This window comes from Micromonospora sp. NPDC049274 (genome assembly GCF_040678875.1).
Lineage (GTDB): Bacteria > Actinomycetota > Actinomycetes > Mycobacteriales > Micromonosporaceae > Micromonospora.
On sequence record NZ_JBFAQS010000022.1, the window covers coordinates 64,645 to 76,587 of the forward strand.

An 11,943-nucleotide genomic window follows, 5' to 3' on the forward strand; every position below is an offset into this window, starting at 1 on the left:
TGACGCCGGTCCACCCGCTCGGGTGGACCGGCGTCGCCGTGTCCACCGCCGGACGGTCAGGGCAGGTCAGCCACCGCTTCGGCGTACGCGACCCCGGTGGCGATCGCGGCGTCCACCAGCACCAGCAGTTGCGCCGGCGCCACCCCGTGGGTCAGGTCGGTCGCCATGTCCCCGGCGAGCACGATCTCCGTGTCGAGGTCGTGGGCGTACGCCTTGGGCAGCAGCCGGTCATGGTTCCAGGCGTTGCAGAAGGCGTACGCCTCGGCGCGGCGCGCTGTCGGCAGCCGACGGGCGGCCATCGCCCGGGTGTGCAGCACCTCGCCGCGTTCGCCGGCCCGACGGAACTGGATCACCGCAGCACCCCACCGGCCGACCACGGTGCCCCCGTCGTCGACCAGGTACCTGTCGCCGCGCCGGTCCAGCGTCGAGGTGATCATGTCGGTGGTGAGTGCCATCACCTCCCGCTCGGAGGCTGCGTCCGCCTCAGCGTCGGGCTCGGTGCCGGCGTCCGCAGCGCCCGGCTCGATGCCGGCCTCGTCCGCGCCGGGCCTGTCGTCGGAGTCGTTCTCGGCCGGCGCGGGCAGCGGTACGGTCGCCACCGATGGGCGCTCGGCCAGCCAGGCCGCCATCCGACCGGACTGGTGACCGGTGCCGTTGCGGGCGTCGAAGCTGCCCGCCAGGTCGGTGGCGATGCCGAGCAGCAGCGAACCGAGGGTGGTCACGTCCAGCTCGGCGGCCGGGCGCTCGCCGTACGCCGGGCGGTGCACCGTCCGGTCACCCAGGCCCGCCTCGTCGGCCAGCGCGCAGACCAGCGCCCCGGCGGCGGCGAACTCCATCGCGGCGAGGTCGTCGGTGGGCCGGTCCAGTCGGGGCAACTGCTCGGTCAGGATTGCCAGCCCGCGGTCCAGGTGCCCGCCGAGCGCGCAGAACCGCAGGTGCGTGGCGAGGTACGGGAAGGCGGAACGCTCCCGCCGGTGCCGTCGGTACGCCCGCACGTGCGCCGCCGCGGCCTGCTCGGGCTCGCCGACCCGCGACAGCGGCAGCAGCCCGGCGACAAGCGCCCGCTCGGGCTGGTCGGTGCACTCCTGAGCACCGGCGCTGGAAGCCTCCAGCTCGGTGTGGGCGGCCTGCCACTCACCCCAACCGGCGAGCAGCTCCGCCCGCCGGGCCGGGGCGCAGCCCGGGCACCCACCGGCCGGCCCGGAACGCGTGCCCGCCCACCCCTGGAAGAAGTGGCGGGCGGTGGGCTCGTCGCCGAGGTGGTCGGCGACCCGGCAGCGCAGCTCGGCGACCATCGGCGCGTCGGGTCCGTCGGCCCCCAGCCGGTGGGCCAGGTCGTCCAGCAGAAGTCGGGTCTGGTCCAGCCCGACCCGGGGAGTGCCGAGCAGCGCCTCCACCGCGTACCGCTGGTAGCGCGGCAGCAGCTCGGCCTCGGCGTCGGTGAGCAGCGCGGGCCACCTGTCGACGGCGGCCAGACAGCGTCGCAGCGGTTCGATCAGCCGCCACCGCTCGCCGTGCAGCAGGTACGCCTCGATCAGGGCGAACCGGGCGTCCAACCCGGACCGGACGTCCTCGGCGGCGTCGGCCCGCTCGGCGACGCGTTCGAGGGCGACCAGCCGACCGGGCCCGTCCGGCAGGTCCCGGGCGTCGGCGAGCGCGGCCACCAGCGCGGTGACCCGGTGACCTGCGGCCCGGGCGTCGGAGGGCGCCTCGACCCGGTCGGTGCGGCTGCCCGTCGTCTCCTCGCGGCCGGTCACGCCGACACCGCGCCGGGCAGCCGGCCGACGGCGACGGCGAGCTGGCAGCCGGTCGTGATGCCACAGTCGAGCAGTTGGTCGAGCTGGTGCGGTGTGACCCCGCGTTCCAGGTCGGTGATCACCTCACCGTAGATCCGGGCCTGACCGCCGTCGTCGACGTGCACGAACGCCTTCGGCCAGAGCCGGTCGTGGTTCCACGCGTTGCAGAAGGCGTGCAGGGCGGGCACCTGCTCGATCCCGAAGGCGGGCGCGACCATCGTGCGGACCTGGAGCACCTCGCCGGCAGCGCCGAGACACAGGAACCAGATCAGGTTGTCGTCGAAGCGGCCCACGAGGTCACCGTTCACGGCGCGACCGACCCGCCGGCCACGCGCGGCGAGCACCGCGGCGACCAGCTCGCCGGTCAGCGGGCGCAACCTGTCGGGGTGCCCGGCCAGCGGATCGTCCTCGAGTCTCGGCGACGCCATCGGGCATCCCTTCTGAGGCGGATATCACGACCGGCGGCGGGGTCCGTGTTGCGACGCGCGGACACGACCCGGAAAAGCGGGGATCTGCCCGCCCCCACCGTTACCGTGACTCTATGGCGGGCCGTACCTCTCAGGCGAGCCGGCGACGCGGCGCGTCGCCGCGCGGTGGCACCAACAGCCGTGCCCGTCAACCGGCGAAGAAGACCCGGGCACCCGTACGCCGGCGCACCACACCCGCCCGCCCGGGGCCGGCCGTCTACGTTGGCCGCGCGGTCGGCGCACTGTGGATGGGGCTGGCCCACGGGATGGGTTGGGCGGTGCGGGCCGCCGGCCGACAGGCAGCCTCCGCCCGCGACCTCGACCCCGAGCACCGTCGCGACGGCGGCGGGTTGCTGCTGTTCGGGCTGGCTCTGCTCAGCGCCGTCGCGCTCTGGTTCTCCGGCGCGGGCCCGGTGGGCGCGCGTCTGGCCGACACGATCCGGCTGTTCCTGGGCGCGATCTCCGTGGTGGTTCCGGTGCTGTTGATGATCGGCGCCTGGCGGCTGATGCGTCAGCCGGCCGATCCGGAGCACCGGGGTCGCGGGTTGATCGGGTGGGGCTCGCTGCTCGTGTCGACCGCCGCGTTGCTCCAGATCGGTCAGGACCCGACGGACACGGTGCAGCGTGACTACGCCGGTGGCCTGGTCGGCGCCGGCGTGGGCGGGTTGCTGGAGCGGGCGGTCACCGCCTGGGTGGCCGTACCGTTGCTGATCCTGCTGCTGCTCTTCGGCCTGCTCGTGGTGACCGCGACGCCGATCAACAAGATCCCCGAGCGGCTGGGCCTGCTCGCCGGCAGCCTGGTGGCGACACCGGAGGCGGTCGTCGGCGAAGAGACCGACGAGACGGTCCTCAACCGACCGGCCCGCAAGCGGCCGGCGAAGCGGATGCCCCCACCACTGGACCCGGACGACTTCGACGACCTGGAGGGCGCCGACCTCCAGGAGACGATGGTCCTGCCGCGCAAGGCCCCGGCGAAGGTGCCGGCCAGCCGCAAACCGGCCGAGCCGCCGGAGCACTCGCCCGCGCCCACCCGCGCCGAGCAGCTCGCGTTGACAGGCCTGTCCGGCGACTACACCCTGCCGCCGGCGAACATGCTCAGCGCCGGCGCGGCCGCGAAGACCCGCAGCAAGGCCAACGACGAGGTGATCGCCGCGCTGACCGGCGTCTTCGACCAGTTCGACGTGGACGCCGCCGTCACCGGCTTCACCCGCGGCCCGACGGTCACCCGCTACGAGGTGGAGCTGGGGCACGGGGTCAAGGTCGAACGGATCACCCAGCTCTCCCGCAACATCGCGTACGCCGTGAAGTCACCGGACGTGCGGATCCTCAGCCCGATCCCGGGCAAGAGCGCGGTCGGCGTGGAGATCCCGAACACCGACCCGGAGAACGTGGCGCTCGGCGACGTGCTGCGCTCGCGGGCGGCGACAAGCGACCACCACCCGATGGTGGTGGCGCTCGGCAAGGACATCGAGGGCGGCTACGTGGTGGCCAACCTCGCGAAGATGCCGCACATTCTGATCGCCGGGGCCACCGGCGCGGGCAAGAGTTCGTGCCTGAACACTCTTCTTGTCTCCATCCTCACCCGGGCCACCCCGGACGAGGTGCGGCTGCTGCTGATCGACCCGAAGCGGGTCGAGATGACCGGCTACGAGGGCATCCCGCACCTGGTCACCCCGATCGTCACGAACGCCAAGAAGGCGGCCGACTCGCTGGACTGGGTCGTGCGCGAGATGGACATGCGCTACGACGACCTCGCCGCCAACGGGGTCCGGCACATCGACGACTTCAACCGCAAGGTCCGCAACGGCGAGATCAAGGCCCCACCGGGCAGCGAACGGGAGATGCGCCCGTACCCGTACCTGCTGGTGATCGTGGACGAGTTGGCGGACCTCATGATGGTCGCGCCACGCGACGTGGAGGACTCGGTCGTCCGGATCACCCAGCTCGCCCGTGCCGCCGGCATCCACCTGGTACTGGCCACCCAGCGCCCCTCGGTCGACGTGGTGACCGGCCTGATCAAGGCGAACGTGCCGTCCCGGCTGGCGTTCGCCACCTCGTCCCTCGCGGACTCGCGGGTCATTCTGGACCAGCCCGGCGCGGAGAAGCTGCTCGGCCGCGGTGACGGCCTCTTCCTGCCGATGGGCGCCTCGAAGCCGGTCCGGATCCAGGGCGCCTGGGTGACCGAGCGCGAGATCGCCGACGTGGTGAAGTTCTGCAAGGACCAGCGGGAGCCGGAGTTCCGCAAGGACGTGCTGGCCCCCGCGCAGGACAACAAGAAGAAGATCGACGAGGACATCGGCGACGACCTCGACCTGCTGGTGCAGGCGGTGGAGCTGGTGGTCACCTCACAGTTCGGCTCCACCTCGATGCTCCAGCGCAAGCTGCGGGTCGGTTTCGCGAAGGCGGGCCGTCTCATGGACCTCATGGAGACCCGTGGTGTGGTCGGGCCGTCGGAGGGGTCGAAGGCGCGCGACGTGCTGGTCAAGCCGGACGAGTTGGCGGACGTCCTGTCCGGCCTGCGCGGCGACGTGGACTGACCGGGCGGGGCAAGACCGACCTGGAGTACGCGACGGGCCCGCCGGAAGCCGGCGGGCCCGTGGAAGAAGAGCGCTCAGTTGTTGATCAGCGCGCCGATGATCACCAGGCTGATGATCGCGGCGACGACGCTTGCCACGGCGGCGTACCAGCCCAGCGGCTTGTCGCCCAGGACGGCGCCGACGACGCCGGCGATCACGCCGAGCACACCGAAGATGATCGGGTTGAGCAGCAGCGCGAGCACCGCGAACACGAAACCCACGATGGTGAGGATCCGAGCGGCGCTGGTGCGCTGGCGGGCGGTGCCGGGGACGTCGGCCATGTCTTCCTCCGGTGTGAGAGCCTGTGGTGACGGATCGATCACTACCCACTGTGGGCGCTGGTCACGCGTCCCTCTTCAGTGGAAGATCTTCAGCCCGACCACGCCGGCGACCACCAGCGACAGGCAGAGGATCCGGGGCAGGCTTGTCGACTCGCCGAGCGCAAGCATCCCGACCAGCGCCGTGCCCACCGCGCCGATGCCGACCCAGACCGCGTAACCGGTGCCGACCGGGATGTCGCGCAGCGCGTACGCCAGCCCGGCCATGCTCAGCACCAGGGTCAGCGCGAACACCACCGACGGGATCGGCCGACTGAAGCCGGCGCTGCGGTCCAGGGCGATCGCCCAGGCCGTCTCCAACAGTCCAGAGATCACCAACACCAGCCAGGCCATCGGCCGACGCTAGCACCGGGCCGGCGGCCGGGGTGGTGACTCCCGCCACCACGCGTTGACCTCTACCTCACTTCAACTTGCAGTATGGCGAACATGGCCCTGCTCTATGCCGATCCCGAGGTCGCCGCCGTCCTGGACGCCACCACCACCGTCGCCGCCATGCGGGTCGCCCTGGTGGCCGCCCACGAGGGGCGGCTTGTGGCCCCACCCCGGGCCGCCGCCCCGCTCGGCGGGGGACGGATGGTCCTCACCGCCGGGCACCTGGTCGGCGAGTGGTACGGCTACCGCTCGTACGACACGTTCGGCCACCCGCGGGGCGAGCAGCTGGTGGTGCTGCACGACGCCCGCACCGGCGCGGTCCGGGCGGTCGCCGTCGGCGAGGAGCTGGGCTCCCGGCGTACCGGTGGGCTGGGTGGCGTGGCTGTCGACGTGCTGGCCCGTCCGGACGCGGCGACCCTCGGCGTGATCGGTTCCGGGCGGCAGGCGTGGACCCAGGTGTGGGCCGCGGCGGCCGTCCGCCCGCTGCGCGAGGTGGTGGTGCACAGCCGCTCGGCGGCGCGACGGGACGCCTTCGCCGCCCGGGTACGCGCCGAGCTGAGCGTGCCGGCCCGCGCCGTCGCCGACCCGGGTGCGGCGGTGACCGGGCGGGACATCGTGGTGCTCGCCACCACCAGCCCCACCCCGGTGCTGCACGCCTCCGATGTGAGCCCCGGCACACACGTCAACGCGGTGGGTTTCAAGCAGCACGACCGCAGCGAGTTCGGCACCGACCTGCTGGACGTCGCCGACCTGCTGGTCACCGACTCGCCGGCCCAGGCGGCCGACTACCAGCCGCCGATGCTCGCGGCCCTGCCCCCGTACGCCGGACGGTTGCGTGACCTGGGCGGCATCCTGGCGGGCGCGGTCCCCGGCCGGACCACGGCGGACCAGCTCTCCGTCTTCTGCTCCACGGGCCTGGCCGGCACGGAGGTCTTCCTGCTCGACGCGCTGACCCGGGTGGGCGCGGCACGGGGTTGACCGGAGGACCGTGCGGCCCGCGTGCGCGGGCTTCTCCGGGCGGCCCGGTACCCTCGGATGGTGTCTGCCACCTCTCCTTCTCCTTCCGACCACGCCGAGGGCCGCCGCGTCGCCCTGCTCACCCTGGGCTGCGCCCGCAACGAGGTCGACTCGGAGGAGCTGGCCGCCCGGCTGCACGCCGACGGCTGGCAGGTGACCACCGACGGCGAGGGCGCCGACGTGGTGGTCGTCAACACCTGCGGCTTCGTGGAGAAGGCCAAGCAGGACTCCATCCAGACCCTGCTCGCCGCCGCCGGCACCGGCGCCAAGGTCGTCGCCGCCGGCTGCATGGCCGAGCGGTACGGCCGGGAGCTGGCCGACAGCCTGCCCGAGGCGCAGGCGGTGCTGAGCTTCGACGACTACCCGGACATCGCCGCCCGGCTGAACGCCGTCGTCGCCGGGGAGCAGATCACCGCGCACACCCCCCGGGACCGCCGCGAGCTGCTGCCGCTCACCCCGGTGCAGCGCCAGTCGGCCACCGTGTCCCTGCCCGGGCACGGCACCGTGACCCGCACCGCCGTCGACACGGACGAGCACACCCCGGCGCACCTGCGCCAGGTGCTGCGCCGTCGGCTGGACACCGGCCCGGTCGCCTCGCTGAAGCTCGCCAGCGGCTGTGACCGGCGCTGCGCGTTCTGTGCCATTCCCGCGTTCCGTGGGGCGTTCGTCTCGCGTACGCCCGACGAGCTGCTCGCCGAGGCGGAGTGGCTGGCCAAGACCGGCGTACGGGAGCTGGTGCTGGTCAGCGAGAACTCCACCTCGTACGGCAAGGACCTCGGCGACCCGCGCGCGCTGGAGAAGCTGCTGCCGCAGCTCGCCGCCGTGTCCGGCATCGTGCGGGTGCGGGTGAGCTACCTCCAGCCGGCCGAGACCCGGCCCGGGCTGGTCGAGGCGATCGCCGGCACGCCGGGGGTCGCCCCGTACTTCGACCTGTCGTTCCAGCACTCCAGCGAGCCGGTGCTGCGCCGGATGCGGCGTTTCGGCTCCACCGACCGGTTCCTGGAGCTGCTGGCCAGTGCCCGCGCGCTGGCCCCGGAGGCGGGCGCGCGGAGCAACTTCATCGTGGGCTTCCCCGGTGAGACCCGCGCCGACATCGACGAGCTGACCCGGTTCCTGACCGAGGCCCGGCTGGACGCGATAGGCATGTTCGACTACAGCGACGAGGACGGCACCGAGGCGGCCGGCCTGCCCGGCAAGGTCTCCGCCGCGACAATCAAGCGGCGCTACGACCGGCTCAGCGCCCTCGCCGACGAGCTCTGCTCGCAGCGCGCCGAGGACCGGCTCGGCTCGACGGTCGAGGTGCTCGTCGACGCGATCGTCGACGGCGTGGTGGAGGGCCGGGCGGCCCACCAGGCGCCGGAGGTGGACGGTTCCACCACCCTTGTCGCACCTGCCGACGGCGGCGTCGACCTGGCCGCGTTGCGACCGGGTGACCTGGTGCGGGCCACCGTGACCGGCACCGAAGGGGTGGATCTGCTCGCGGTGCCGGATGAGATGATCTCGGCGGCGCCCGGCGCGGCACGGTGACGGCGGGCCCGGACGGAGCGGGGGAGCCAGGTGGTGCGGTGCCGGAAACGCCATGGCGACCCGAGCGGAGCGAGACGGTGACCGGGGCGACCGAGTCGACGCCGGCCCGGGTGGTCGCGCGGGTGCCCGTGCTCAACGCGGCCAACGCGCTGACCGCCCTGCGGCTGGTGCTGGTGCCGGTCTTCGCCGCGTCGGTGGTCGTGTCGGGGATGACCCACGCGGGCTGGCGGATGGCGGCCTGCCTGATCTTCGCGGTGGCCTCGGCGACCGACCTGGTGGACGGCTGGATCGCCCGCCGGTTCGGGCTGGTCACGTCGGTCGGCAAGGTCGCCGACCCGATCGCCGACAAGGCGCTCACCGGCGCGGCCCTGGTGCTGCTGTCCTGGTACGACCGGCTGCCCTGGTGGGTGACCGCGCTGATCCTCGCCCGTGAGCTGGGCATCACCGGCCTGCGGTTCTGGGTGATCCGACACGGAGTGATCGCGGCCAGCCGCGGCGGCAAGATCAAGACTGCGCTGCAGATCCTTGCCATCGCCTGGTACCTCTGGCCGATGCCGGCCGCCCTCGTCGCCGTCGGCCCCTGGATCATGGGCGCCGCCGTCCTGGTCACCGTGGCGACGGGCTTCGACTACATCACCCAGGCCCTCCGCCTCCGCCGCCCCCACCAACCCTGACCCACCCTCTCCGCGGCGATCATGACGTTGGTGCCGTCCGGGCCGACGTGTCGGGGCGACAACTTCATGATCGACGGTTTCGGCCGGGAGGGTTGGGCCTCCTTGGGCGGGGAAGGACGAGCTCATGGCGCGGGAAGAGCGGGAAGAGAACGCGGAGGGCAGCGCGGCGGCGGGCGCGGTGCACAGCCTGGTGCAGCGACACGAGACCCTGGCCACTGTCGAGTCGCTCACCGGTGGCCTGCTCTCGGCGTCGATCGTGGAGATCGCCGGGGTCAGTGGGATCTACCGGGGCGGGCTGGTCGTCTACGCCACCGAGCTGAAGGCCACGCTTGCCGGCGTACCGGCCGATCTGCTGGCCGAGCGCGGCCCGGTCGACCCGGACGTGGCGTTGGCGCTCGCCGAGGGCGGCCGGAAGCGCTGCGGCGCGGACTGGGGGCTCGCGACCACCGGGGTCGCCGGCCCGGAGCCGCAGGACGGCAAGCCCGTCGGTCTCGTCTACGTCGCGGTCGCCGGCCCGACGGGCGGCGAGGTCCGGCAGCTCGACCTGGACGGCGGGCGGGACCACGTGCGCTCGGCCGCCGTCATCGAGGCGTTACGGCTGCTCACCGAACGGATCCACGCCGCCGACGAGGCCGCCCGCGACGGCGTGGGAACCGCCGGCGCGGGGCGCCGATGAGCCGCCCCGGGCGAACCGACGGGCGGGGCGGGATGTCGCCGGGCCCCGCAGCGGGTACGGTTGCGGGAAGGCTCCGACGCTCGGGGCCGGCGCGATCCGCTGCGGCCGGCTGCCCGACGCCGGGCGAGAGGTATCCCTCAGGGGGAGGTGCGATGGTCCTGCTACGCCGGGTGATCGGTGACGCACTGCGGGCGCGCCGGCAGGGACAGCAGCGCACACTGCGTGAGGTGTCCACCGCCGCCAACGTCAGCCTCGGCTACCTCTCCGAGATCGAGCGGGGGCACAAGGAGCCGTCCAGCGAGCTGCTCGCCGCGATCTGCGACGCGCTCGGCGCCCGCCTGTCCGAGTTGCTGCGCGAGGTGAGCGACACCGTGGCGCTCGCCGAGCAGATGCCCGCCGGGGTGCTCGTCGGCATGCAGGACGAGCCGGCCGAGGCCGCGCCGGTCGGCGCGACGGCCGCCGTCCGCAAGGGCGCCAACCGGGGTGTCCGTCAGGTCACCTCCGACGGCAAGGTCGCCGTGTCGGTCCGACAGGACTCGCCGCTGCGCGCAACCCTGCGCAGCAGCCGCGTCCGCCCTACCGAGCGCGACCGGGACGTGGTCTGCGCCGCCTGAGCCGTCCTTCCGGTTGACCATGGGCGAGGTGGCCCCGGCCGCGTAGGGTGGCCCGCAGGAGCCGACGGCGCCCGTCGAGCACCCGGTACGGATGCCCCGTTGGCGTTCGGCTGGGACGATGGAGACCGGCCGGTTCGCGGTCGGTCGGTCAACCCGGTCCGATCGCGGTGGAGCGACGCTACTGAGGGGATACCGCGGAGATGGCGAACCCGTTCGTCAAGGGCTGGAACTACCTGATGGCGCTCTTCGGTGCCAAGATCGACGAGCATGCCGATCCCAAGGTGCAGATCCAGCAGGCCATCGAGGATGCCCAGCGGCAGCACCAGGCGCTGGTCCAGCAGGCTGCGGCGGTGATCGGCAACCAGCGTCAGCTGGAGATGAAGCTGTCCCGGCAGATGACCGAGGTCGAGCGGTTGCAGGGCAACGCCCGGCAGGCCCTGGTGCTGTCCGACCAGGCCCGCGCCAAGGGCGACGAGGCCGAGGCGGTGCGGTTCGAGCAGTCCGCCCAGGCCCTGGCCACTCAGCTCGTCTCGGCCGAGCAGGCCACCGAGGACCTGAAGACCCTGCACGACCAGGCGCTCGGCGCCGCCGCGCAGGCCCGCCGCGCCGTCGAGAACAACTCGATGATCCTTCAGCAAAAGCTCGCCGAGCGCACCAAGCTGCTCAGCCAGCTGGAGCAGGCCAAGATGCAGGAGACGGTGGCCCGCTCGCTGGAGTCGATGTCGTCGCTGACCGCGCCGACCAACACCCCGTCCCTGGACGAGGTGCGTGACCGCATCGAGCGCCGATACGCCAACGCGATGGGCCGCGCCGAGCTGGCCGGCAACTCCGTCGAGGGCCGGATGCTGGAGATCCAGAAGGCGACCATCGACTCGGCGGGCTCGGCCCGACTCGAGCAGATCCGGTCCAGCATGGCGGGGGAGCAGCTCGGCGGCACAGCCCAGCGCCCGGCGGTGCCGCAGGGTGAGACGGCGGGTCCGGGCAGCGACCCGACCGCCGCAGCCCGGCTGGACGAGCTGCGCGCCAGCATGGCCCGCGAACGGGGCACCGGCGACCCGACCGCCGCCGGCTGAACGACCGGTCCGAGGAGGTCACGGTGGCAGACGAGCGGACGCGGTACTTCCGTCGGCTGGGTCGGTTGCGCCGGTCCGCCCGGCGGTGGAGCGTACTGGCCGGTGGGCTCGGCGGCGCCGCGGCGGTGCTGACTCCGTACGCCGGCCTCGGTCTGCCGGACGCGGCCTGGGCCGGCGCCGCGGGCAGCGCGGTGGCGTTGGCCGCCTGGCGCTGGATCGACCTGCGAGCGCTTGCCGCCCGCCCGGCCCCGCCCGCGTTGGATCCGGCCGAGGCCGCCGCCCGGTCCCGGGCCCGGCTGGTGGCGGCCGTCGAGCGACTGCCGGTCGGCTCGGGTGTGCTCGCCGAGGTACGCCGGGTCCGCAGCCGTGTCGCGCTGCGCGGCACCACCGCCGGGCAGCAGTGGGCCCGACTGGACCGGGCGTCGCTCACCCTGGCCGGGATGGCGCCCCGGCTCACCGGGTTGGCGGAGCCGGCCGTGCTCGAGGCCGCTGCCGCGGACCGGTCGTTGCGCGACCTCGCCGAGCGGGTGGCCAGCGTGGAACGGGCCCTGCGGCTCGCTCCGCCCGACGCCCGGACGCCGCTGGCCGACGCTCACCGCACGCTGACCGCCCAGCTGGAGGGCGGTGTGGCGGCCTACGAGCGGCTGGTGGTCGCCGCCGCCGGCTACCTCGCCGAGGACGCCCGCCCGGAACCCACCCACCCGGCCGCCGACCGGCTGACCGAGGCGACCGACCTGCTGCACGGGGTCGCCTCGGCCCTCGCCGAGCTGCGTGCCGGCAGCGCCGGCCTGCGCGCGCCCACCCGCTGACGAC

12 protein-coding genes are annotated in these 11,943 nt (G+C 73.7%); 8 read left to right on the forward strand and 4 right to left on the reverse strand.

Features of this window, described 5'->3' with window-relative positions; all coding sequences use genetic code 11:
• Positions 1–56: 56 nt before the first annotated feature.
• Both AB0K10_RS29745 and AB0K10_RS29750 read right to left on the reverse strand, forming a co-directional pair.
• Positions 57–1,664 (reverse strand): YbjN domain-containing protein, encoded by a 1,608-nt coding sequence (locus AB0K10_RS29745; RefSeq protein ID WP_363689047.1) that lies wholly within the window; start codon positions 1,662–1,664, stop codon positions 57–59.
• A gap of 89 nt (positions 1,665–1,753) precedes the next feature.
• Complete coding sequence (locus tag AB0K10_RS29750; protein ID WP_363688973.1) at positions 1,754–2,224, reverse strand: YbjN domain-containing protein; 471 nt, start codon at positions 2,222–2,224, stop codon at positions 1,754–1,756.
• A gap of 113 nt (positions 2,225–2,337) precedes the next feature.
• Here AB0K10_RS29750 and AB0K10_RS29755 point away from each other — a divergent pair, with 113 nt between their 5' ends.
• Positions 2,338–4,800: a DNA translocase FtsK gene (locus tag AB0K10_RS29755; protein ID WP_363688975.1), complete on the forward strand. Its 2,463-nt coding sequence runs from the start codon at positions 2,338–2,340 to the stop codon at positions 4,798–4,800.
• A 74-nt stretch (positions 4,801–4,874) separates the two neighbouring features.
• Here AB0K10_RS29755 and AB0K10_RS29760 read toward each other — a convergent pair whose 3' ends face one another.
• Entirely contained in the window at positions 4,875–5,120 is a 246-nt protein-coding gene (locus AB0K10_RS29760) for a hypothetical protein (RefSeq protein ID WP_363688977.1), read from the reverse strand.
• 75 nt (positions 5,121–5,195) lie between these two features.
• Positions 5,196–5,510, reverse strand: coding sequence for an SMR family transporter (locus tag AB0K10_RS29765; RefSeq protein WP_363688979.1), 315 nt, complete (start codon positions 5,508–5,510; stop codon positions 5,196–5,198).
• Positions 5,511–5,603: 93 nt separating this feature from the next.
• On the opposite strand from AB0K10_RS29765, the gene AB0K10_RS29770 reads away from it, so the two are divergent.
• The 7 genes from AB0K10_RS29770 (at position 5,604) to AB0K10_RS29800 (ending at position 11,939) form a co-directional block, all read left to right on the forward strand.
• A complete protein-coding gene (locus AB0K10_RS29770) occupies positions 5,604–6,527 on the forward strand; it encodes an ornithine cyclodeaminase family protein (protein WP_363689049.1) in 924 nt (307 codons plus the stop codon).
• 57 nt (positions 6,528–6,584) lie between these two features.
• Positions 6,585–8,093, forward strand: coding sequence for a 30S ribosomal protein S12 methylthiotransferase RimO (gene rimO, locus AB0K10_RS29775; RefSeq protein WP_363688981.1), 1,509 nt, complete (start codon positions 6,585–6,587; stop codon positions 8,091–8,093).
• Between the two features lie 77 nt (positions 8,094–8,170).
• A complete protein-coding gene (gene pgsA, locus AB0K10_RS29780; RefSeq protein WP_363688983.1) occupies positions 8,171–8,767 on the forward strand; it encodes a CDP-diacylglycerol--glycerol-3-phosphate 3-phosphatidyltransferase in 597 nt (198 codons plus the stop codon).
• A 124-nt stretch (positions 8,768–8,891) separates the two neighbouring features.
• A complete protein-coding gene (locus AB0K10_RS29785; protein ID WP_363688985.1) occupies positions 8,892–9,443 on the forward strand; it encodes a CinA family protein in 552 nt (183 codons plus the stop codon).
• A gap of 152 nt (positions 9,444–9,595) precedes the next feature.
• Positions 9,596–10,057: a helix-turn-helix transcriptional regulator gene (locus AB0K10_RS29790; protein WP_363688987.1), complete on the forward strand. Its 462-nt coding sequence runs from the start codon at positions 9,596–9,598 to the stop codon at positions 10,055–10,057.
• Positions 10,058–10,257: 200 nt separating this feature from the next.
• Positions 10,258–11,130: a PspA/IM30 family protein gene (locus AB0K10_RS29795; RefSeq protein ID WP_363688989.1), complete on the forward strand. Its 873-nt coding sequence runs from the start codon at positions 10,258–10,260 to the stop codon at positions 11,128–11,130.
• Positions 11,131–11,153: 23 nt separating this feature from the next.
• Entirely contained in the window at positions 11,154–11,939 is a 786-nt protein-coding gene (locus AB0K10_RS29800; protein WP_363688991.1) for a hypothetical protein, read from the forward strand.
• Positions 11,940–11,943 lie beyond the last annotated feature (4 nt).